Source organism: Oceanidesulfovibrio marinus (assembly GCF_013085545.1).
GTDB classification, from domain to species: Bacteria; Desulfobacterota; Desulfovibrionia; order Desulfovibrionales; family Desulfovibrionaceae; genus Oceanidesulfovibrio; species Oceanidesulfovibrio marinus.
Genome location: NZ_CP039543.1, coordinates 985,409 through 1,008,116, shown reverse-complemented (window position 1 = coordinate 1,008,116; position 22,708 = coordinate 985,409). Strand labels below are relative to the sequence as shown.

General features: G+C 61.9%; 23 protein-coding genes. All 23 read left to right on the top strand.

The features are described 5' to 3' along the window. Nucleotides 1–2: 2 nt before the first annotated feature. The 23 genes from pgsA (at nt 3) to rpoD (ending at nt 22,460) form a co-directional block, all read left to right on the top strand. Nucleotides 3–581 carry a CDP-diacylglycerol--glycerol-3-phosphate 3-phosphatidyltransferase gene (gene pgsA / locus E8L03_RS04495; protein ID WP_144234675.1) on the top strand — a complete coding sequence of 193 codons (579 nt, stop codon included), beginning with the start codon at nt 3–5 and terminating at the stop codon, nt 579–581. 102 nt (nt 582–683) lie between these two features. Then, entirely contained in the window at nt 684–962 is a 279-nt protein-coding gene (locus E8L03_RS04490; protein ID WP_144234674.1) for a hypothetical protein, read from the top strand. An 11-nt stretch (nt 963–973) separates the two neighbouring features. Then, nucleotides 974–1,321 carry an FtsB family cell division protein gene (locus E8L03_RS04485; RefSeq protein WP_144234673.1) on the top strand — a complete coding sequence of 116 codons (348 nt, stop codon included), beginning with the start codon at nt 974–976 and terminating at the stop codon, nt 1,319–1,321. After that, the gene (locus tag E8L03_RS04480) at nt 1,305–2,165 is read left to right on the top strand and encodes a tetratricopeptide repeat protein (RefSeq protein WP_171266681.1); all 861 of its coding nucleotides are present in this window, start codon (nt 1,305–1,307) and stop codon (nt 2,163–2,165) included. Before E8L03_RS04485 ends, E8L03_RS04480 begins: the two co-directional genes overlap by 17 nt. A gap of 211 nt (nt 2,166–2,376) precedes the next feature. Then, entirely contained in the window at nt 2,377–3,399 is a 1,023-nt protein-coding gene (locus tag E8L03_RS04475; RefSeq protein WP_144234671.1) for a hypothetical protein, read from the top strand. An 89-nt stretch (nt 3,400–3,488) separates the two neighbouring features. Continuing rightward, complete coding sequence (fbp, locus tag E8L03_RS04470; protein WP_144234670.1) at nt 3,489–4,514, top strand: class 1 fructose-bisphosphatase; 1,026 nt, start codon at nt 3,489–3,491, stop codon at nt 4,512–4,514. A gap of 27 nt (nt 4,515–4,541) precedes the next feature. After that, the gene (tsaD, locus tag E8L03_RS04465; protein ID WP_171266680.1) at nt 4,542–5,636 is read left to right on the top strand and encodes a tRNA (adenosine(37)-N6)-threonylcarbamoyltransferase complex transferase subunit TsaD; all 1,095 of its coding nucleotides are present in this window, start codon (nt 4,542–4,544) and stop codon (nt 5,634–5,636) included. A 177-nt stretch (nt 5,637–5,813) separates the two neighbouring features. Continuing rightward, nucleotides 5,814–6,134: a thioredoxin gene (gene trxA / locus E8L03_RS04460; RefSeq protein ID WP_144234668.1), complete on the top strand. Its 321-nt coding sequence runs from the start codon at nt 5,814–5,816 to the stop codon at nt 6,132–6,134. Nucleotides 6,135–6,137: 3 nt separating this feature from the next. Continuing rightward, nucleotides 6,138–7,055, top strand: coding sequence for a thioredoxin-disulfide reductase (gene trxB / locus E8L03_RS04455; RefSeq protein WP_144234667.1), 918 nt, complete (start codon nt 6,138–6,140; stop codon nt 7,053–7,055). Further along, nucleotides 7,052–7,783, top strand: a complete 732-nt coding sequence (locus tag E8L03_RS04450; RefSeq protein ID WP_144234666.1) for an outer membrane protein assembly factor BamD — start codon at nt 7,052–7,054, stop codon at nt 7,781–7,783. The genes trxB and E8L03_RS04450 overlap by 4 nt, the downstream gene beginning before the upstream one ends. A gap of 82 nt (nt 7,784–7,865) precedes the next feature. Next, nucleotides 7,866–8,807 carry a histidinol dehydrogenase gene (locus tag E8L03_RS04445; RefSeq protein ID WP_171266679.1) on the top strand — a complete coding sequence of 314 codons (942 nt, stop codon included), beginning with the start codon at nt 7,866–7,868 and terminating at the stop codon, nt 8,805–8,807. A gap of 120 nt (nt 8,808–8,927) precedes the next feature. Beyond that, nucleotides 8,928–10,979, top strand: coding sequence for an elongation factor G (fusA, locus tag E8L03_RS04440; protein ID WP_144234664.1), 2,052 nt, complete (start codon nt 8,928–8,930; stop codon nt 10,977–10,979). Between the two features lie 179 nt (nt 10,980–11,158). After that, the gene (locus E8L03_RS04435; RefSeq protein ID WP_144234663.1) at nt 11,159–11,710 is read left to right on the top strand and encodes a DUF2062 domain-containing protein; all 552 of its coding nucleotides are present in this window, start codon (nt 11,159–11,161) and stop codon (nt 11,708–11,710) included. A 75-nt stretch (nt 11,711–11,785) separates the two neighbouring features. Then, complete coding sequence (locus E8L03_RS04430) at nt 11,786–12,493, top strand: hypothetical protein (RefSeq protein WP_144234662.1); 708 nt, start codon at nt 11,786–11,788, stop codon at nt 12,491–12,493. Nucleotides 12,494–12,641: 148 nt separating this feature from the next. After that, complete coding sequence (locus tag E8L03_RS04425) at nt 12,642–14,156, top strand: alpha,alpha-trehalose-phosphate synthase (UDP-forming) (RefSeq protein WP_144234661.1); 1,515 nt, start codon at nt 12,642–12,644, stop codon at nt 14,154–14,156. A gap of 3 nt (nt 14,157–14,159) precedes the next feature. Further along, nucleotides 14,160–14,966 (top strand): 16S rRNA (adenine(1518)-N(6)/adenine(1519)-N(6))-dimethyltransferase RsmA, encoded by an 807-nt coding sequence (rsmA, locus tag E8L03_RS04420; RefSeq protein WP_171266678.1) that lies wholly within the window; start codon nt 14,160–14,162, stop codon nt 14,964–14,966. Nucleotides 14,967–15,118: 152 nt separating this feature from the next. Further along, a complete protein-coding gene (locus E8L03_RS04415; protein ID WP_144234659.1) occupies nt 15,119–15,391 on the top strand; it encodes an HU family DNA-binding protein in 273 nt (90 codons plus the stop codon). A gap of 27 nt (nt 15,392–15,418) precedes the next feature. Then, nucleotides 15,419–15,604 carry a hypothetical protein gene (locus tag E8L03_RS04410; RefSeq protein WP_144234827.1) on the top strand — a complete coding sequence of 62 codons (186 nt, stop codon included), beginning with the start codon at nt 15,419–15,421 and terminating at the stop codon, nt 15,602–15,604. 177 nt (nt 15,605–15,781) lie between these two features. Continuing rightward, nucleotides 15,782–15,982, top strand: a complete 201-nt coding sequence (rpsU, locus tag E8L03_RS04405) for a 30S ribosomal protein S21 (RefSeq protein ID WP_144234658.1) — start codon at nt 15,782–15,784, stop codon at nt 15,980–15,982. A gap of 108 nt (nt 15,983–16,090) precedes the next feature. Continuing rightward, the gene (locus tag E8L03_RS04400; protein WP_171266677.1) at nt 16,091–16,537 is read left to right on the top strand and encodes a GatB/YqeY domain-containing protein; all 447 of its coding nucleotides are present in this window, start codon (nt 16,091–16,093) and stop codon (nt 16,535–16,537) included. Between the two features lie 50 nt (nt 16,538–16,587). Further along, nucleotides 16,588–18,960, top strand: a complete 2,373-nt coding sequence (locus E8L03_RS04395; RefSeq protein WP_144234656.1) for an endonuclease MutS2 — start codon at nt 16,588–16,590, stop codon at nt 18,958–18,960. 1 nt (nt 18,961) lies between these two features. Next, nucleotides 18,962–20,701, top strand: a complete 1,740-nt coding sequence (dnaG, locus tag E8L03_RS04390; protein ID WP_144234655.1) for a DNA primase — start codon at nt 18,962–18,964, stop codon at nt 20,699–20,701. Further along, the gene (rpoD, locus tag E8L03_RS04385) at nt 20,691–22,460 is read left to right on the top strand and encodes an RNA polymerase sigma factor RpoD (RefSeq protein ID WP_144234654.1); all 1,770 of its coding nucleotides are present in this window, start codon (nt 20,691–20,693) and stop codon (nt 22,458–22,460) included. Before dnaG ends, rpoD begins: the two co-directional genes overlap by 11 nt. Nucleotides 22,461–22,708 lie beyond the last annotated feature (248 nt).

Below are 22,708 nucleotides of genomic sequence, written 5' to 3'. Positions count from 1 at the left end.
CCATGCTCAATCTCGCAAACCGCATCACTCTGACTCGCCTCGCCGCCGTGCCGGTGTGCGTCATCCTGCTCAACTTCCCCAACAAGCTGAGCTGCATGCTGGCCATGTGCTTTTTCCTGGCCGGCGCGCTCACGGACTTCCTGGATGGCTACATCGCCCGCTCGCGGAACATGATCACCTCGCTGGGCAAGTTCCTGGACCCGCTGGCGGACAAGCTGCTGGTCATCTCGCTTTTGGTCATGCTGGTTCAGTTGCAGACCATCAACGGCGCGTCCTGGGCTCCGGCCTGGATCGTGATCATCATCATCGCCCGGGAGATGGCCGTGACAGGCCTGCGCGCCGTGGCCATGGAACAGGGCGTGGTGATGGCGGCGGATCGCTGGGGCAAGTTCAAGACGGTCTCGCAGATCATCGCCATCAGCCTGCTCACGCTGCACTACCCGTGGTTCGGGCTGGACCCGCAACCGCTGGGCAAGTTTTTCCTTTACATAGCTCTGGTGCTGACGATAATTTCCGGTGCGAACTATTTTCGTAGCTTTTTCAAGGCGCAACGCAACTCCGATGGGTCTCCCTCCCAATGATGTCCGGAGGTGTGCGGCGACGGTTGTCGACTCGTTCCATGAGGAGGCATCGACGTTGTCTTGCGCAGTGTGCGTGCGCCACTGCAGAATGGATAGACGGACGTGACTGAACAGAACGACACGACGCTGCATGAACGGCTGAAGAACTGCATTCAGACCATTCTCGAGCTGGAGCCGGATGTGGAGCGCCTCGAACTGGGGCATATCCTTCGCGACGAGTACTCCACCTTGCGTGATTTTCTGGAGCGGGTGGATTCGGTGCATCTCGAAGAAGGCGAGGTGCGGCGCATCGAGGAAGCCACATCGAGCTTTCTCGAAGAGCTGGAGAGCCCTCTTGGCAACGCACGCGACCCCCGTCCCCGGGGCCGCATCATGCAGTGACACAGGATCACATGCTCTATAACCGCATCCTGCTTGTCGTCCTTTTGCTCCTGAACAGCTTCCTCGTGTATCGCCTCCTGGTCAGCGACCAGGGGGTTTTCGCCTACCTGGAGCTCAAGGGGCGCTACGAGTCGCTCGAAGAGCGAATCACCGAGCTCGATCAACGCAACCTGGAGCTCAGCCAGGAGATCCGGCTGCTCAAGTCGGACCGCTTCAGCGTGGAAAATATCCTCCGGCAGCAAATGAATTTTGTCAAAGACGATGAAATCCTGTATGTTTTCCCGGAAGAATCAACGCCCGAAGCCCCGGCTGACGCAGCCGAACAGCCACCAGGAGCCGGCAATGCCAGCCAAAATTGAGTCCCTGCGCGAAATCCTCGAGCTGGACCCGACCTCCAAGATATTCTTCCCGCTCGCCAAGCTGCTGCATCGGGCGGGCAGGGATACGGAAGCCCGCACTGTGCTGGAGCAGGGCATCCTGCACCATCCCGAGCATTTCGAGGCGCGGCTTTTTCTCATCGAGGTGCTGGACGAGCTGGGCGAAGACGAGACTGCCATGGAGTACGCCGAGGCTATCGCCCGGGTGCTCTCGGACGCCTCGGCCTTCTGGCGCTGCTGGTCGCGCCGGCTGGAGGACGATCCGGAGCAGATGGAGCTCTCCTTTGCCGTGCAGTTCGTCGCTTCCCGCCTGGCCGAGGAGCCTGTGAGCTGGGTCGAGGTGCTGTCCCGCGGTCTGAAGGCGCTCAGGGCCGAGGCCGAAACCGCTCCGGCCGCTGGGGCCAAAAAGCGTCAGCCCATGCCGCAGCGTCGCCCGCGCCGCGGCGTCCAGGCCCCGGAGCCGGCCCGCTGCCCATCTCCGGAACCGGCGGAGGAGCAGGAGTACGACTATATCGAGGAGAGCGAGCGCTCCGAGGTCTTCTCCCTGCGCACGCGGACCATGGCGGACCTCCTGTCCCGGCAGGGCGACTTTGACGGCGCCATCGAAATTTACAGGGAGCTTCTGTCCTCCACGCCGTCTGGCCCCATGCGCGACGAGCTGGAAGGACTTATTGAATCCACCCAGCGTAAAAAAGGCGAAAAGAGCGCGAAGCCGCAGGCTCCGGAGAAGAGCAAGGAAGCGGCTGTGGCCAAGAAGAGCCGCACCAAGCTGCTCAGCACTCTGGAAAGCCTTGCCGAGCGGCTGGAAGCGCGTGCTGTGGAATAAACCGGTTCGGTGACGCCATAGGCAATTACCCTGGCGGCATCGGAAAAAATGGTGTAGGTCGGGATGTCGTTCCCGCGGATGTTTCGCCGTACAGGTTTTTCCGGCTCGGGCGGCTACGCCCGGTCATTGCAGGCGCGCGTCCCTCTGCATGGTCCCATGGGCCGGGAAGGGCGCTTGCGTTTGCCAGAAATCGAATTTCATGGAGTGTGACTTGAATAGCTTCTCTCGCATAATCTGGACCTTTTTCCTGGGAGCCGCCGTTCTGCTCACCGGCTGCTCTGAAGGAACCTTCGGCTCCACCAGCCTGGACGCCACCCTCGACTCGACCGGCAAGGCGATCAAGGGTCTGTATAAGGAGTATATGGAGCCGCAGCCCCAGGTGGTTCTCGACCCCAAGGAGTTCGGCGAAACCGAGGAGCGCAAGCTCGCCTACCTGCTCATGCCCGTGGACGAGAAGGTCTGGGAGATCATCAAGTTCGTGGACGGCGAGGACAAGCTGCCGACCGAGGACTGGTTCCGCCGACTCTTCGAACGCTTCTCGTGGATCAGCGGCGTGATGGTCGTTGACGAAGATGGCAACACGCGCTTCCAGCATCCCCTGGACTACAACAAGTCGGTGGATGTGGACGCCCTGCTGGCGCTCGGCGATCCCATTGTAACGGATGACGCGGACAATGCGAAGGACGAGAAAAAAGAAGACGTAGTGGCGGAAGACCAGCAGGAAGGGGTGATCGAGGAAGTCGTTCCCCCGGTGGAAGAGAAGTTCGAAGTGGACGACTGGAAAAGCAAGCGCTGGGCCGACCACTCCCTGCGCGGCTATGCCGGCAACTCCACCCTCGGACCGGAGATTTACCTGGTGCAGCCGTACTACGAGGACAACAACTTCCGCGGCATCACCACAATCTACTTTGATCCTCGGAATCTGCTGGAGTACTGCCCGGAGCCGGATCAGCTCATGATCCTTACGGCCCAGGGCGTGATCTGGTCCGCCGGATACGGCCAGGCCGCCCAGGACCTTGCCTCGCTGCCCTGGAACGACATCCTCAAGGACCGGGTGTACGGCGTGGCCACGGCCGCAGGACAGGAGTTCTACTGGCTGGGACGGAACATGGGTGAGTTCTACATGCTCTACGCCACGGCCGTGCCTACCGAGGAAATGGACGATGTCTTGACCACGTCGGAAAAGCCGGAGGCGTTGAACGCAACGGAGCCGGAAGCGCCCAGAAGTGAATAACGACAAGAACGGAGCAGCACGCAACAATAGCGCACCAAGCGGATGGCGCAGAGACGTCCGCCTTGAATATACTCGATGAGGAGGCGCACATGCCTACGACTGGCCAGGTAACGGTCACAGAACATTTACTGTATCATCAAAAACAATCTCCCGAAGCCACGGGCAGATTCACCTCGCTGCTCAACGATCTGATTCTGGCCGCCAAGATCGTCTCCCGCGAAGTGAACAAGGCCGGGCTTGTCGATATCCTGGGGTTCACCGGCGACATCAATGTCCAGGGCGAGGCCGTCAAAAAGCTTGACGAGTACGCCAACGACATCATCATCCATCGCATGGAGCGCTCCGGCGCGATCTGCGCCATGGTCTCGGAAGAAAACGCCGATGTGGTCATTGTTTCCGACAAGTTCCAGCGCGGCGACTACATTCTGATTTTCGATCCCCTTGACGGTTCCTCGAACATCGACGCCAACGTCAACGTGGGCACCATTTTTTCGATTCACAAACGCATCTCCCCGCCCATCGCAGAGCCCACCGAATCCGATGTGCTCCAGCCCGGCTACAAACAGATCGCGGCCGGCTACTTCCTTTACGGCACGTCCACCATGCTGGTGTACACCTCGGGCCGTGGCGTCCACGGCTTTACGCTCGACCCCAGCGTGGGCGAGTTCCTGCTCTCCCATCCTGACATACGCATTCCGGAGCAGGGCAAGATCTACTCCGTGAACGAGAGCTACTACGCTTACTGGGACGCCCCTACGCGCGACGTGATCGGGTACTTCAAGTCTTTCGACAACCCCCGCGGCAAACCGCACAGCCTGCGCTACATCGGTTCCCTTGTGGCGGACTTCCACCGCACCCTGCTGTACGGCGGCATCTTCATGTACCCCATGGATTACCGCGACCCCAAGGCGCCCAGGGGCAAGCTGCGGCTGATGTGCGAGGCCAGCCCGCTGGCTTTCGTGGCGGAGCAGGCCGGCGGCCTGGCAACGGACGGCCGCAACCGCATTCTGGACATCGAGCCCACGGCGATCCACCAGCGCGTGCCGCTGTTCATGGGCTCGGAGTACGACGTGCGCAAGGTGACCGAGCTCTATCTTCAGCACGACGGCGCCTAACCGTTTTTTCGCAGTCGTAGGCGTTCCATGCTCTGTCTGGGTATAGAGACCTCTTGTGACGATACCGGCGTGGCGCTTGTGGACGGCCGGCGGCTGCTGGCCAACCGCGCCGCCTCGCAGGCCGACCTGCACGCCGTGTTCGGCGGCGTTGTGCCGGAAATCGCCTCGCGGGAGCATTACCGACTTCTCGCGCCGTTGTACCAGGCGTGCCTGACCGACGCCGGCGTTTCCCCATCCGATGTGGACGTGGTGGCTGTGGCCCGCGGTCCGGGCCTTTTGGGCAGCCTGCTCACCGGCGTCTCCTTTGCCAAGGGCCTGGCCTTGGGCACGGGCGCGCGCCTGGTCGGGGTGGATCATCTGCACGCCCATGTCCTGGCCGCCGCGCTGGAGACGGAGATTTCGTATCCGGCCGTAGCCGTGCTCATTTCCGGCGGCCATACCAACCTCTACATTATGCGCTCCGAGCTGGAGCTGGAGCTGGTGGGCAGAACGCTGGACGACGCTGCAGGCGAGGCTTTTGACAAGGCCGCCAAGGCGCTGAATCTGCCGTATCCGGGAGGCGCGGTCATGGACCGCCTCGCCGCCTACGGGCAGGTGGATACGGCGATGTTCCCCCGCCCGTATCTGGACAACCAGAACCTCGACTTCAGCTTCAGCGGATTGAAGACCGCCTTTGCCCTGCACATAGCCGCGCGCGAAGGGCTGGCCACGGAACGGCTGGTGGAGGCGACCGAGCTGCAGAGCGAGGAGGGCGCCCGTCGCGTTCTGGGCGAGAGCTTTCAGGAGATTGCGGACATCTGCGCCTCCTACGGCTGGAGCATAGCCGACACGCTGCGGATCAAGACGTCGCGCGCTCTGGAGCGTATGGGCGAGAGGCCGCAGGCCATCATTCTCGCAGGCGGCGTGGCCTCCAACACCACGGTGCGCCGGCTGCTCAAGGAAGAGGCGAATGCGCGAGGTCTTGCTTTCATCGCGCCGTCGCCTATGTTATGTACGGACAATGCTGCGATGGTGGCGTATGCTGGAAGCCGTCTTGCGGAAGCCGGCCTGTGCCACGATCTGACGTTGGAGGCCGTGCCTCGTGGACGCAAGGTTCCCCGTGATTATGTCGCATGCGCGTGATGCGTTGCGACTGCCTCCCGGCGGATAATCCTTGACACGGTTTGCGGGCCTCAATAAGTGTAATAGTTGTCGTACGTGCGGTATTCACCTAGAATTTCACCCTGATTTGCATTGGTGTTTTTCGGGTGATTCCGATACGACGTTTCAACGCCTAATCACAAAACAAGGAGATCCCGAATGGCTCTTCAAGTAACCGATGGTACTTTTGACGAAGAAGTCCTGAAAAGTGACGTTCCAGTCCTCGTGGATTTCTGGGCCCCCTGGTGCGGTCCCTGCCGCGCAATGGGTCCGGTTATCGACGAAATGGCGAGCGAGTATGAGGGCAAGGTAAAGATCTCCAAGATGAATGTGGACGAGAATCCCTCTACGCCCAGCAAGTACGGCATCCGCGCCATCCCCACGCTGATCCTCTTCAAGGACGGCGAGGTGGTGGAGCAGATCACCGGAGCGGTGTCCAAGTCCTCGATCAAGGAAATGATCACCTCCAAAGCTCTGTAAGCCATGAAGCGTTATGATTGCGTTATCATAGGGGGCGGCCCGGCGGGAATGACGGCCGCCCTCTATCTTTTACGCGCAGGCGCACGGATTGCGTGGGTGGAAAAGCTGTCTCCCGGCGGACAGACTCTGCTCACGGAAACCATTGACAACTACCCGGGCCACCCCAAGGGCATCCAAGGGTACGAGCTTGCCGACCTCTTCGCCTCCCACCTGGAAGGCTACGAGTTCGACAGGTACATGGACGAGGTCAGGGTTTTCGAACCCGAACCCGGCAAGCATCGCGTCAGGGTGGGCGAGGACTGGCTGGAAGCCACTACGGTCATCGTCGCCACCGGCTCCGAGTACCGCCATCTCGGCCTGCCGCGTGAAGAGGAACTGACCGGACGGGGCGTGTCCTACTGCGCGCTGTGCGACGGCAACTTCTACCGCGACAAGGTCGTGGCCGTTGTAGGCGGTGGCAACTCCGCCCTGGAAGAGTCCTTGTACCTGGCGAAGATTGTCAAGAAGCTCTACCTCATTCATCGGCGCAAGGAGTTCCGGGGCATGATGTGCTACCAGGACAAGTGCTTCGCCGCTCCCAAGATATCCATGATGCTCGAATCGACTGTGGATGAGATCCTGGGTGAGAACGAGGTCACCGGCTTGCGCGTGCGCAACGTGCGTACCAACGAATCGCAGGACATCGCGGTGGACGGCCTGTTCGTCTTTGTCGGGTTCAAGCCGCAGGCGACCTTCCTGCCTGATGCACTGCGCACGGACGAGGCCGGCTACATCATCACCGACACGGAGATGCACACCAACATCGAGGGCGTGTATGCAGCGGGCGACGCTCGCTCCAAGCTGTGCCGGCAGGTGGTTACGGCTGTTGGAGACGGCGCCACCGCGGCTCATGCAGCATCCGTCTATCTGGACAAGTTATGAACCACGTTAGAGCGCGACTCTGTATTCTTTTGCTTCTCGTCACGATGCTCGGCGGATGCGGCATCATCGACTACCTGTACCTGCCCGTTCCGGAAGACACCGCCCAGGAGCTGTGGGAAGCCGGCGTGGACAACATGAACGCCACCAACTACTACAAGGCGGCGCGCTACTTCACCCAGCTCAGGGACCGGTACCCCTTCAGCCCTTACACGGCGCAGGCCGAGCTCGCCCTTGGCGACGCCCTGTACCTCAACGGGGACTACGAGCAGGCAATGGACGCCTACCTCGAGTTCGAGATGCTCCATCCACGGCACGAGGAAATGCCGTACGTTCTCTACCAGATCGGCGTCTCGGGGTATAAATCGTTCACAACCATCGACAGGCCGCAGCCCCTGGTGGCCCAGGGCATCGAGTATCTGCGCCGCCTGCAGGAAACCTATCCCCAGTCCGTGTACGCGCAGCAGGCCGGCGAGTACATCAAACTCTCGCGTGAGATTCTTGCCAAGCGCGAGCTCTTCGTGGCCGACTTCTACTGGAAGCGGGAACGATACAGCGGCGCCTGGAATCGCTATACGTACGTTGCGGAGAATTTCGGGGATCTCCCTGAGTATCAGGAGTATGCAAAACGCCAGGCAGAGCTCTCCTATCTGCGATTCCAGCAGCAGGCCTCAGAGATGGCCATGCGGCAGATGGAAGGCTCCTGGCGCGACTACTTCTACTGGCTCTAACCGTGAACGCGATTTCGCCGGACCGCCTTGTATCGAGCGGTCCGGCGTTCTTTCTTCACGGCGGGCCTATTTTCAGAACACAATGAGCAGCGCCCCTTCAGATCCTGAAGACCGCTCCAAAGGCGGGTGCGACGCGAACCAGAGCGCTCTTCCGTCGTGGTTTCTGGACGCCGCGCTTTCGGACACGCCCTTTGCCGAAGCCTTCGACGCCGTGGGCGACAGCCGCCGGGCGCTCCTGAAAACCGCCATCGCCAGACTCACCACCGTGTACGGGACGAGCGCCATCGCCTTCAGCAGCGAGAGCCAGGGCTACAGCAACGGCTTCACGCTGAGCCGGCATGTTCGCCCGGCCCACTGCGCGTTCATCGTTATCGATGAGCATTTCGCATCGCCGTCCGCCTTGCTCGCCGCGCTCATGCCGGCCTTGCTCGCCGGAGTTCCGGACGTTGCGGTGGTGCGCATCGCGGGCAAGAAGGCCAAACAGTGGCCGGACTCCCTGTTGTGCGCCATGGAGCTGGCCGGGCAGGAACTGGCCGTGGATGTGACCATGGAGAGCTTCCACACATTGCTCGCAGACATGAGCGGCTCCGGCGTTACCTGCCGGCTGGTGCTGCTCGGACGGCGGTCGCAGAAGCTCATTGCGGCCCTGGCTGCGCAATGCAACCACGACATGGAGTTCCGCTTCCTGTCCGAGCCGTCCTCCCTGGCCGCCTGGTTCGACCACTCCTTTGACTACGAGGCCGCGGCCTGGGCGCATCCCAACGCGGTGCGGACGTGTTGGGTCACGGACGACGACGTGGAGGCTCCCGGCTGGGACTGCGTGCACGGCTCCTGGGACGAGTTCGTGGTGCAGCGCAACGACGCCTGGCTGGTGCCGGTCGATCACCTGGCCGGTCTGCACGGCGCGGTGGACGTCATCCTGGGACCCGGAGAGGAGGGCAGCTGGCTTTACCCGGAGCTGAACCTCAGCTATTTTCTCCATCACGTTGTGGCCCTGGGGCCCGAGGGCGTGGGCGGCTGCTGATCCGCGTACGTCCGACCACCGGGAGGTCAGGCAGAACACTGGGCCGGACGTGGCGCCGGATGTTGCGGACCATCTTTCTCATACGCCGACTGGACACCTGCTCGGAAAGGAAACCGTTCCATGGCAACGACCGTCTCCAAACGCCGTCTCGACAAGCTTCGCAATATCGGCATCATCGCGCACATCGATGCCGGCAAGACCACCCTTACGGAACGATTTCTCTTCTACTCCCACAAGATACATCGCATGGGCGAAGTGCATGAAGGCACCGCGACCATGGACTTCATGCCCGAGGAGCAGGAGCGGGGCATCACCATCAGCTCCGCCTGCACCACGAGCTTCTGGAACGACCACACCCTGAACCTCATCGACACGCCCGGCCACGTGGATTTCACCATCGAGGTGGAGCGATCCCTGCGCGTGCTGGACGGCGCCGTGGGCGTGTTCTGCGGCGTGGGCGGGGTGGAGCCCCAGTCGGAAACCGTGTGGCGCCAGTCGGAGCGGTTCCACGTGCCCAAGCTCGCCTTTGTGAACAAGATGGACCGGTTGGGCGCTGATTTCGAGGCCGTGCTCGACGCCATCCACACCAAGCTCGGCGCGACCGTCCTGCCCATCACCATCCCCATCGGCTCCGGCCAGGACTTCGAAGGCGTCATCGACGTGATGACCATGGAGCGCCTGGCGTTCGACACGGAGTCCATGGGCGAGCAGGTGGGGCGCTATCCCCTGACCGACGAAGAGCGCGAGCTGGCCGAGCCGTGGCGGGAGCGCTTCTTTGAGACGCTCTCCGACGTGGACGAGGCCGTCATGGAGGCGTACCTCTCCGGGGACCCCGTCCCCTTGGAGACCCTCAAGCACGCCGTGCGGCGGGCGACCCTCGGCCTCAAGCTGGTGCCCGTGTATAGTGGCTCGGCCCTCAAGAACATCGGCGTGCAGCCCGTGTTCGACGGGGTGTGCGACTTTCTGCCGAGCCCGATGGAGGCTGTGCCGCCGGTGGGCCGCGATCCCAACACCGGCAGGGAGTGGGTCATCGAGCCAAACTTCGACGATCCCATGGTGGCCCTCGTGTTCAAGGTCTCCATGGTGGGCGGCCGGCGCCAGACCTTTTTGCGCATCTACGCCGGCACTCTGTCCGTGGGCGAGATCGTGCGCAACGTGACCCAGGGTCAGGACGAGCGCGTGGCGCGATTGTTCCGCGTGCACGCCGACCACCGCGAGAAGATCGAGAAAGCCGCGGCAGGAGACATCGTGGTGCTGGCCGGCATGAAACTGGCGCGCACCGGCGATACGCTCACCGCCGCGGGCAGGCAGATCGTGCTCGAATCCATCGAGGCGTATCAGCCGGTCATCTCCGTGGCTATCGAGCCGCGCAACTCTTCGGAGGCGGACAAGCTGGACGAGGTCCTGCAGAAATCCCTGGCCGAGGACCCGACTCTTACCCTGGTGCAGGACGAGGACACGGGCCAGCGCATCCTCTCCGGCATGGGCGAGCTTCACTTGGAGGTGGTGCTGGACCGGTTGCGCCGCGAGTACGGCGTGGAGCCGCGGGTGGGCAAGCCGCAGGTCGTGCATCAGGAGACCGTAACCCGGACGGCCGAAGCCTGGGGCGAGTTCCACCGTGAGCTCGGCGAGATCATGCACTTCGGACGCGTGCAGGTGCGTGTGGAACCGCTGGAGCGCGGGGCCGGCCGCCAGGTGCGCCTGGGCGTGAGTAGCGAGGACTGGCCGGAACAATGGCTTGCCGCGGCCGAGGACGGCGTCTCCGACGCCCTGCAGAGTGGTGTGATCAAAGGGTACGCCGTGCACGACGTGCGTGTGACCATCATCGGCATGGAGCGCAAGGAAGGGGAGTCCACCCCGGCCGGTTACCACATGGCCGCAGCGCAAGCCGTGCGAGAAGGGCTGACCAGCGCCGGCCCCACCTTGCTTGAGCCCATCATGCGCGTGGAGATATCCGTGCCGGAAGAGTACGTGGGCGAGGCCGTGGGCCTGTTGGGCAGCCTGAACGCCCGGGTAGAGGACATAGACGACGCCGGCAAAGGCATGAAGGTCGTGCGCGGCCTGGCAGCCATGCGCGCGCTTTTCGGTTTCTCCACCACGCTGCGTTCCGCAACCCAGGGGCGCGCCGGATTGTCCATCTCCTTCGCACGCTTCGACACGCTTGCTACGTGAGGACAGGGGCTATGATCAATCTGTCCCGCCTGTCTACGATTCTGGACATCAGCATGGATTTCTTACATGCCCGAACCCGGCTGCGACCATGCCTTGCGCCGTTGCTCTCCACGCTGCCTGGAAGAGACTGCAACGGTGTTTCTGTCGTCCAATAAATGAGACATGACAGTCGCTTTGCCATGAAATTGTTCAAAAAACGCCCGGACTTCCTGAAAGCGCTGGTCCAACAGGACTGGACGCCGCGCGGTCTGTGGACCAGCTTCTCCCGCCTGCTTCGGCTCAACTACCTGCGCATTCTGCGACTCAAGGCCTCGGCCCATTCCATCGCCTTGGGGGCGGCGCTTGGCATCTTCGTAGGCTTTCTGCCAATCATCCCCTTTCAGAGTGTCACGGTCATCGCCCTGGCGCTGCTCTTTCGCGCCAATAAGATCGCGGCCTTCAGTTGCACCTGGATTTCGAACGCATTCAATGTCATACCATTTTACTATATGCTTTATGTGGTGGGCAGCCACGTGCTGCCGTTCCAGGTGGAGTTTGATCCGCATCATTTGGAGCTCAAGGAGTTGATCGCCGAGGGCTGGCGACTGACGGTGCTGATGTCCACGGGGGGGCTTGTGATGGGCATTCCCAGCGCCGTCGCCATGTACTTCCTGACGCTACGGGCGGTGCTTACGTATCGCCGCCGTCGGGCCATGCGCCTGCTCAAGAAACGGCAGCATCATCTTCTTTAGGAAGCAACCTACAGCAGGGGGGATGCAATGGGGGGGACAGGCGTATTCGTTCCCGTTCGGGTCCGGCCCGACAGGTTGGGCGCGGGACCTGTCAAACGATCGCTCCTGGACAAAGTCCTGGGCCGCACGCCGACGAGCGGACTCACGAAGGTCAGGAACGGCTCCGAAATCGTCTACGAGTTGCACGGTATCGACGCCGAACCGGTCGAGCAGGCGTTCATCCATGCGCTTGAGAAAAGGTTTCCCGAACCCTGGGCCGCCACCCGCGCTCTGATCAGCTATCTGGACAGTGGCGTCATGGACGTGAAGCTGCGCGGATATGAGCGAGACGGGAACCCCGAGCCAACCTGGCGCGCCGAGGTTCTTTTCTCCAGCCGCGGCGGCCAGACCAGGGTCGCGGCCATGGCCGCAGCGCACTGGTTTTCCATGTGGTGCCGCCGGGGCAGGGACGGCGCGATCTTTTGCGAGAGCGCCATCACCTTTGATGCGCACGGGCCCATGAACGTATACGACGAGTTCTTCGTGCCTCTGGGGCGGTTCGGATACGGCCGTTTGATGACGGCCGAGTGCGCGGCCATTGAAGACGAAAATGAGGACACCCCCTGGTCCTGGTGCCAGTCCGTGGAGATCGATCCGTCCATGGAAGAGGCCATGACCATAGCCCACCTGGACCACCATGCCGTGCGGGACGCCATCGAATCGCTGCCGTACGGCGTCTGCCTGTGCCAGTGGTGCTCGCCGAAGTTCGATACTTCTTCGGTGGAGTGGCTGTTCGGAAAATGACGCGCAACCGTCATACGGCCGCTTTTGAGCTGGAGTCCTTTGCCAAGGCGGCGTCAATCAGGTAGTGTTTTGAGATATTCAGCACACCGTTACGTCCGGCGCAGCCGGCCGTGTGCGATTGCAAACGCTTTGGAAGTGAGGGATTTTCATGGATTTGACTCGTCTCGTCGTCGTCTCCAACCGGCTGCCGGCCGCCCTGAAAAAGGATGAGCAGGGCGACTGGAAGGTCGTGCCGGGCGCAGGCGGCCTGGTTACGGCCATGGCGCCGGTGCTTCGGGACCGCGGCGGCACCTGGATAGGCTGGTCTGGCACGGCCGGCGGCGCGGAGGTCATGGATCTGCTGGCCTCCTTTTCCAAGGAGGCCGGTTACGAGCTGAAGCCGGTGGGCCTGACCGCGGAGGAGGTCAACGACTTCTACTTCGGCTTTTCTAACGAGGTGGTCTGGCCGCTGTTTCACGATTTCCAGTCGCGCTGCAACTTCAAACCCCGCTACTGGCACCGCTATGTGGACGTGAATCGCAAGTTCGCCGAAGCCGTGGCCAAGTGGAGCGGCGAGAACGACTATGTCTGGATTCACGACTACCACCTCATGCACGTGGGCTGGTGGCTCAAGGAGATGGGCGTTACGCGGCGCACCGGCTTCTATCTGCACATCCCTTTCCCGCCCGTGGACATCTTCCTCAAGATGCCGTGGCGCACCAAGATTCTCCAGGCGCTCATGGAGTACGACCTCGTGGGGTTCCAGACCTACCGCGACCGCCGGAACTTCATCCAGTGCCTCAAGCTCTTTTTCCCGGACGTGAAGGCCAAGGGCCGCGGCCCCGTCGTGCGGATCACCCACGACGGCGGCACCTTCAACGCCGGCTACTTCTCCATCGGCATCGACTACAAGCAGTTCAACGACATGGCCCGGCGGCCGTCCGTAAAGAAGCTGGCCCAGACCATCAAGGAGGCGGACGACGACCGGATGATCATTCTCGGTGTGGACCGCCTGGACTACACCAAAGGCGTGCCTCAACGGCTGGAGGCGGTACGCACGGCGATCGAGAACTATCCGGAGCTGCACGGCAAGATCATCTTCACCCAGGTGCTGGTTCCCAGCCGCGAGAAGGTGCCGGAGTACGTGGCGCTCAAGGAGGAGATCGAGCGCCTTGTGGGCGAGATCAACGGCAAGTTCTCCCAGCCCGGCTACACACCCGTCCAGTACATGTACCGCAGCCTCTCCCGGGAGGAGCTTGTGGCCTACTACCGCGCCGCGGACATGGCCCTGGTCACGCCGCTGCGCGACGGCATGAACCTAGTGGCCAAGGAGTACTGCGCCTGCAACATCAACAGGAAGGGCGTGCTTTTTCTCTCGGAGTTCGCCGGGGCAGCGGCGCAGCTGCAGAATGGCGCGCTGCTTGTGAACCCGTACGACGTGGAGGGCGTGGCCAAGGCCATCCACCACGCCTACTACATGGACGACAAGGACAAGCGCCTCCGCATGCGCAAAATGCAGGATATCATCCGCAAGTACGATATCTTCTGGTGGCTGGACTCCTTCCTCCAGGCCGGATTCTCGCGCGGGTTGGGCGATTTCCCGCCGCAGGAGAGCGTGGATTACGCCGCGTTCTTCGAGATGGGCGAGGTCGAGGAGTCCGAAGACGACTCGTCCAGGATGTGACGGATGAGCGCATCGAGCGTCGCAAATGGGCCCGGACCGGCAAAGCGCAGCCTGGGCCAGAACTTTCTTGTGGATCCAAACACCTCGCGCCGTATTGTGCAGGCCCTGGATATCGGGCCGGATGACCATGTGGTGGAGATCGGCCCGGGCCGCGGCGCGTTGACGGATATTCTGACGGCGTCGGATGCGGCGGCCGTCTACGCCGTGGAAAAGGACCGGGAGCTGGCGCCCGTGCTCAAGGCGCGGCATCCCGGCCTGCGCGTGGCGCTCATCGACGCCATGGACGTGGCCTGGGAGCGGCTGGCCCCGGCGCTGTCGTGGAAGATCATCGGCAACCTGCCGTACAACGTGGCCTCGCCGATCATGTGGGAAATCGCACACAGGGCGCTTGCCGCCTCGCGTTGCGTTTTCATGGTGCAAAAGGAGGTGGCGCAGCGTCTGGCCGCACCTCCCGGTTCCAAAACCTATGGGGCACTGGGCGTTTTCGTACAGTCGTACATGGACGTGAAGCTCGCATTCACCGTAGGCCCGCAAGTTTTTCGACCCCGCCCGAAAATTGATTCGGCAGTGGTCGTGTTCAGCAGGAAGAACGCTCCCGGCGTGGATGCTCGGGCCCTGGGAAGTGTGCTGGCCACATGCTTTCAGAAGAGGCGCAAGCAGTTAGGATCAATATTGAAACAGTACTGGAGCGAGGAATTGGACAGGCTTTTCGAGGAGCGTGGACTGAGCCCCACCATGCGGCCCGAGAATCTGCGCCCCGAGGACTTCCAAGCCCTTGCCAATGCACTGATCATCTGTTTTCGGCCTTGACTTCGGCCGGAAAATTCTGTTCATGGAGTCATTGCTTCCGGGTTGAGAACCAGACAACTCCCCGGACTATAGGAAATAGGACCTTCCGGCGAACAGTGCGTTCGTACGGAAGACAATTCGATGTATGAAGAACGAAGAGGAGGAGACGGCGGATGACCAAGGCTGACCTCGTAGTGAAGGTGGCGGAGAAAGCGAACTTGACCAAGGCCGACGCAGAGCGCGCCCTGAACGCTTTTCTCGAGGCTGTGGAGTCCACCCTGGTGAAGGAAGGTAAACTGACCCTGACCGGTTTCGGGACGTTTGTTGTCGAGACTCGTCAGGAGCGCAAGGGCCGCAACCCGCGCACCGGTCAAGAAATCACGATCCCCGCTTCCAAGGTCGTCAAGTTCCGGCCCGGCAAGCTCCTCAAGGACGCCGTCAAGTAAACCCAAAGGATCATAACCATGTTTCAAATGGTTCAGCACGGAGAATCGATCCATAGCGCGCTTCCCTGGGATATCCCGTGGTGGATGCCCGATCATTTCGTGTTCTTCGGCGTCCTGTACCTCGCACTGTTCTTTATCGGAACCGGCGTGGGCATCGTGGTGCTGAAGTCCGTTTGGGAAACGTACTGCAAGAAGGGCGGCGCACACCATTAGAGTGAGCGCGATTCCGGTTCTGCCGGATCGAAATTTTAGGGTCCGTACCCGCACATGGCTGCAGCGGGTACGGACAAAGTTAGAAGCGGCAAAAAACCCCTTGCCAGTCATGGCGAGTTCGGGTATTTTTGTCGCTTTCTATGATTGCGACATTTCGCGACTGAGGAGGTGATTTCCTTGCCCGGAGTCTTTCTGGACGATTCCGACCATTTTGATGTAGCTCTGCGCCGCTTCAAGAAGCAGGTAGAGAAGGCCGGCGTGCTTTCCGAGCTCAAGAAGCGTCAGCATTACGAGAAGCCCAGCGTCATGCGGAAGAAGAAAAAGGCCGCTGCGCGCAAACGGCTGCTCAAGAAGATGCGGAAGATGAACCTCCTCTAGCATCCGACTGTACCTATGGGCGTTCCGCCGGGGCGCATTTCGGCTCTCCGGCGGGGCGCATTGCCCTGCCTCGCACACCTTTCCACCAGTTCCACAGCGGGGTGGATCATGAGTCTTCTTTCTCGTATCGAGCAGGACTTTCTGACGGCCTACAAGGCCAAGGAAGAAGTCCGTGTTCGGGTTTTGCGCGCCCTCAAAACGGCCGCAAAGAACAAGCACGTCGAGCTCGGCCGTGAGCCGAACGACGACGAGGTCATCGCTATCCTGGGCAAGGAAGCCAAGCAGCGCCACGAATCGGTGGATCAGTTCACCAAGGGCGACCGCGAGGATCTTGCCGACAAGGAGCGCGAGGAGCTCGAAATCCTGAGCGAGTACCTTCCGCAACAGCTTTCCCCGGAAGAGACCGAAGCCGCCGTGGATGAAGCCATCCAGAAGACCGGCGCCTCTTCCATGAAGGATATGGGCGGCGTGATGCAGGAAGTGATGGCCTCCCACAAGGGTCGCATCGACGGCAAGGTCGTCAGCGAAATCGTTCGCCGCCGTCTGGCCGGCTGAATATCTCCAGGCGCTCAAAATCCCGGGAGTAGCGCCCCGGTTGATCGTTCATGAACGAACGCACCCTGAAGCTGCTCGAATTCCCCAGCGTCCTGAGCCTGCTTGCAAAGCACGCCATGTCCGAACCGGGTCGCGAAGCGTGTCTTGCCCTGGGGCCATACCCCGATGTGCAGACCGTCTCGCGCGAGAACCGTGTGTTGGCCGAGGCCTTTGCCTGGTTCGGCGAGAGCGAGCACAAGCCCACCGACTTTCCGCCGCTGGAGGGCCTCTTCGATGTTATCGAGGAAGGCCGCTCGCACCTTGATCTGGACGACCTCAGCGGGCTCAAGGCTACGCTGGCCGAGGCGCGCAGGAGCCTGGACGTGTTCGGCACGCCCGAGGCCGCCGCACAGACCGGCCGCGATCTCCGCTGGCCGTTGCTCGCCGGCGAGGCCTGGGCCGTGCGCTTCCCCGAGAAAACCTGGTCCGGCCTCAGACGCTGCCTGAGCGAGCAGGGCCATCTCAAGGACGAGAGCTCCCCGGAGCTGATGGCCGCCCGCGCCGGTATCCGCGAGGTGCACAAGCAGTGCATCAAGAGGGTCAAGGCGTACGTCCTGGACAACAACCTGACCAACTATCTCCAGGACGACTACGTGACGATCTCCTCGGACCGTTACGTGCTGCCGCTCAAGGCGAGCTACAAGACCAAACTGCCCGGCATCATCCACGACTACTCGCAGACCGGCGAAACGTGCTACTTCGAGCCGCTGTTCCTGGTGGAGATCAACAACCAGGCCCAGGAAATTCGCCAAGAGGAGCGCGCCGCCGAGCGTGAGGTCCTGCGGCTGCTTACGTCCTTTGCCCGCGACGAGTACGACCAGCTCAAGGCCTGCTACGAGCTGCTCATCCGGCTGGACGTGCTCCATTCCAAGGTGGGACTGGGCGCGCAGCTTGACGCGTTGCCTCTGGAGGTTGCGCCCGGCGCGCCCATCGTGCTCAACGAGGTGCGCCATCCGCTGCTCGCAGCAGATCCCAGGGCCAAGGCCACGTCCCTCGACATCGTGATGGAGCAGCAGCACCACGGCCTTGTGGTCTCCGGCGGCAACGCCGGCGGCAAGACCGTGTGCCTCAAGACGCTGGGCCTCTCCGCGCTCATGGCCATGAGCGGCCTGCCTGTACCGGCGGCCGAGGGCTCCACGCTGCCCCTGTGGGAGCGGCTCTATGTCTTCATGGGCGATGAGCAGAGCCTGGCCGACCACGTTTCCACATTTACTGCGCAGATCGAGCGCCTTTCCGGATTGCTGCCGTCGGTCACGGAGACGACCCTGGTGCTGCTGGACGAGTTTGGCGCCGGCACCGACCCGGCCCAGGGCGCCGCTCTGGCCCAGGCGGTCATCGAAGACCTGTTGGAGCGCGGCGCTACAGTTGCCGCGGCCACACACTTTCCGGCGCTCAAGGTCTTTGCGCTCACGGACGATCGTGTGCGCGCCGCTTCGGTGCTGTTCGATCCCGCCACCAAAAAGCCGCTGTACAAGCTGGCATTCGATCAGGTGGGGCAGTCCCAGGCGCTGGAGGCCGCACGCGAGCACGGCCTGCCCGAGAGCGTACTGGCTCGGGCCGAGTCCATTCTCAACCCCAACCTGCCCGAAGGCGTGGACCCCTCGCGCATCATGGACCGGCTCAACGCCCTGGCCGTGAACCGTGAGGCCGAGGTTTCCGGACTCAGGCAGGAGCGCAAGAAGCTCAAGGACCGCGAGGCCCGGCTGCGGGAGCGCTTCGAGAAGGACAAGGACAAGCTTTTCGAGGAGGTCCGCGCGGCCTCCCGCCGCATTTTGCGCGAGTGGCAGGAGCGCAAGGTGAGCCACAAGCAGGCCATGCGCGAGCTTGCCGAGGCGCGGGACAAGGTCCGCACCACGAGCAAGGAAGGCGCGGCCGAGCAGGCCGGTCCCGAGAGAGCAGTGGCCTTCGAGGATTTCGAAAAAGGCCAGGCCATCCGCTACCTCCCCTGGGCCAAGAAGGCCGTGGTGGAAGAGCTGGACTCCAAGCGCAAGCTGCTCAAGGTGGACATCAGCGGCGTCTCCCTGTGGGCCAAGCCCGAGGACGCCGTGCCCATGGAGCAGGGCGGCCAACCCGCGCCCCAACCGATTCAGCAATCCGCAAAGCAATCTGCGAAACAGCAGGGCAAGGCGGCGTCCGGAGCCGGCTCCATGCGCCTGGACCTTCGCGGCAAGCGCGGCGATGAAGCCGTGGCTGAGCTGGGCAAGGTGATGGACAACGCCCTGATGCGCAACGTGGCCCAGATCGAGGTGGTGCACGGCAAGGGCACCGGCGCATTGCGGCGTGAGGTGCACAGCTTTCTGGAACACTCGCCGGCCGTGGCATCCTTTGACCTGGCCGATGAGGAGCACGGCGGCGATGGTATGACGCTGGTGGAGCTCAAATAGCATGAGCAAGGACGACGTTGCCGAAGTCAAGGCGCGGACAAGCCTGCTCGAACTGGTCAAACGGTTTACCAACGTGCGCCGCGTGGGCAACCGCTGGATGGCGCCGTGCCCGTTTCATCAGGAGACCAAACCGTCCTTCTCCATCAACGAGGAGGAGGGCTTCTACTACTGCTTCGGCTGCCAGGCCGCCGGCGACGTGATCGACTTCTACTGCCGGGTGCACGGGCTGGAGTTCCGGGAAGGGCTGGAGCAGCTCGCCCTGGAAGCCGGCGTGGAGCTCTCGCGCGGACCCCAGACTGCCGATCCCAAGGCCAAGGAGAAACGGCAGTTCCGCCGCCGGGCGCTGGACGTCTACGAGCTGGCCGCCGGGTTCTACCGCCAGACGCTGTTCGGCCCCAACGGTGAGGAAGGCCGGGAGTACCTCAAGGGTCGGGGCCTGACCAAGGAGACGGTGACTGCCTACGGCCTGGGCTACGCCCCGGAGGGATGGCAGCATCTGCACGACTTTCTGCGGTCCAGAAAAGTGGACATCAACGACGCCGTAGAGTGCGGCCTGCTTGTAAAGAACGACCGCGGCCGGGTGTACGACCGCTTCCGCGGCCGGCTGATGTTCCCGATTCAAGATTTATCAGGAAAAGTCATTGCCTTTGGCGGCAGAATACTTATCTCTTCTGATCGTGAGCCGAAGTACATCAATTCAAGCGATTCGGCCATCTACAAGAAGGGCGAGCACCTCTTTGGCCTCAGCGTCGCGCGGCGGGCGATTTCAGTCTCGCGCACGGCGCTGCTTACGGAAGGGTACATGGATGTGCTGACCCTGCACCAGTATGGCTACGAGAATGCGTGCGGCGTGCTGGGTACGGCGCTCACGGCGGATCAGGTCCGCCGGCTCACCGGTTTTTGCTCCGAGGTGGAGTGTATTTTCGACGGCGATCGCGCCGGCCAGCAGGCCGCGTTGCGTAGCGCCGAAATGCTGCTTTCGGCAGGGCTGAAGTGCCGCGTGCTTATCCTTCCGGTGAAAGAGGACGTGGACAGCCTGCTGCAAACGCAGGGTACAGAGGCCTTCGAGGCGGTGCGTCAAGGCGCCCCTGACGGCCTTGAATTTTGTATGGAGACCATTCAGCGCGATCGATCCCCTAAGGAAATCGTGCAATGGGCGATACAGTTTGTGAATAATCTGAGCGATCCTGAGCTCGCGGCGTTTTATGCGCCCCGGATCATGAACGGCCTCGGACTCTCCGAGGAGGCACTGCGGCCTGCCCTCGCCTCGCACAGCGAGAAGCGGGGAGGCAAGAAAAATCGCCTCACGAAAGGAGAACCCGCCGCCATATCCGGTCAGGCCATGCGTGAACGGCACCTGCTCCGTTTCGCGCTCTGCTTTCCCCAGCACGTGCCATTGCTGTGCGAACGGGGAGCGGACCGCGCCTTTGCCACCAGCAGAGGGCGCGCCCTTTGGGAAAAGGTGATCGACTATGGTCCCGAGGGCGCCACTGCGTACATGGACGAAGGGGAGAAGCGCTTTTTCACGGAATGCCGCATGGCTCGGGAACACCTGGCGGAGAGGGAAGAGGCACTCCTTGAGGATGTGCTTGAAAGCCTCAAAGAGATGGCCGAGCAGGCCAAACGCCAGGAAATCCAAAAGCGGCTGCGCGGGCAGGCCGCACACGGCGCGTACGATCCCATGGACGATTTGCGCGCCCTGCAACAGACGTTAGGTACAGGGAGGAATGATGGCCAATAATCTGAGGGAGATCCAACAGATCAAAACCTTGATCACCAAGGGTAAGGAGCACGGCTTCCTCACCTTTGATGAGGTGAGCAAGGCTTTGCCTTCGGAGATCAACACCCCTGAGCAGATCGAAGAGATCATGGGGATTTTCGAGCAGATGGACATCGCCATCGTGGACTCGGAAAAGGACGGCAAGAAGCTGGGGCTCACGCGCGACAGCGACGATGACGGCGGCTCCAACGAGCTGGACCTGACCGAGGACGATGATGCCGTAGACTACTCGTCGCGCTCGACCGATCCGGTGCGGATGTATCTGCGTGAGATGGGCGCGGTGCCGCTGCTGGATCGCGAGGGCGAGGTCCACATTGCCAAGAAGATCGAGAATGGCGAGCTGGAGGTTCTGTACGCCCTGGTGGAGGTTCCGGTCGCCATCGAAGAACTCATCGCTGTGGGCGAGGACCTCAAGAACAACCGAATCAAGCTTAAAGACGTGGTCAAGACCATCGAGGAGGACGACCCCAGCGAGGACGAGATGAACCAGCGTTCCCGCGTCATCTTCCTGCTTGACGAGATCAAGACCTTCTACAAGAAAAAGAAGAAGATATACCTCAAGCTGGATGACTGCGCCCGGCTGGACCGCCGCGTGTACGGCGTGCAGAAGGAAGTCCTCACCTTCAAGGAAGAGGTGGTTACCCGGCTGCGCGACATCAAGTTGGAAAAGACGCTCATCGACCGCATCATCGAGACGGTGGATGACTACGTGCGCCAGATGCACAACTGCCAGCGCGACCTGTCCGCGTATATCCTCTCCGTGGGCAAGACCCAGGCCGAGATCCGCGAGCTGTTCAAGGCCCTGGACGAGCGCGAGATAAACCCCGTGGCCGCGGCCGACGAGATGGGCATGACCGTGGAAGAGATCTTCTCCTTCAAGGAAATGATCTCCGGCAAGATGGAGATTCTGACGCGTCTGCAGGACAAGTGCTGCCATAACGTGCACGACCTGGAAGAGGTGCTGTGGCGCATCCGCCGCGGCTCCCTGGCGGCGTCCCGCGCCAAGCAGGAGCTCATCCGCTCCAACCTCCGGCTCGTGGTCTCCATTGCCAAGAAGTACACGAACCGTGGCCTGCAGTTTCTGGATCTGATCCAGGAGGGCAATATCGGCCTGATGAAGGCCGTGGACAAGTTCGAGTATCAGCGCGGCTACAAGTTCTCCACCTACGCCACGTGGTGGATTCGCCAGGCCATCACCCGCGCTATCGCCGACCAGGCGCGCACCATCCGCATTCCGGTGCACATGATAGAGACCATCAACAAGCTCATCCGCACCTCGCGCTATCTGGTGCAGGAGCTGGGCCGCGATCCAACGCCGGAGGAGATCGCCGAGCGCATGGACTACCCGCTGGAGAAGGTCAAGAAGGTCCTCAAGATCGCTAAGGAGCCGATCTCCCTGGAAACGCCCATCGGCGACGAGGAAGACTCCAGCCTGGGCGATTTTATCGAGGACAAGAAGGCCGTGGCTCCGGCCGAGGAAGTGGTCAACACCAAGCTGGGCGAGCAGATTGCCAGCGTGCTGGCCGACCTGACCCCCCGCGAGGAGCAGGTGCTGCGCAAGCGCTTCGGCATCGGCGAAAAGAGCGACCACACCCTGGAAGAGGTGGGCAAGCTCTTCAACGTCACCCGCGAGCGTATTCGGCAGATCGAGGCCAAGGCGCTTCGCAAGCTGCGCCATCCGGTCCGTAGCCAGACCTTGCGTTCCTATTACGAAAGCTGATCCTCCACGTAGTGGAGTCTGTTGCCGACGCGGCGCCTGCGTATAGTACAGGCGCCGCGTTTTTTATTTAGTTGACTACAATATAGTAATACATGTATTGTATAGGCCGATGCGACAATCCTCGGCCGTGCTTCCCCCCATGGCGCAGATCGTCGAACGCATGAACCCCGGAACGGGACATCATGAGACATGATACGCCTCCCAGCCGTACCCATTGCGACTTCTCCTGCAATGGCGAGAAAATCTGT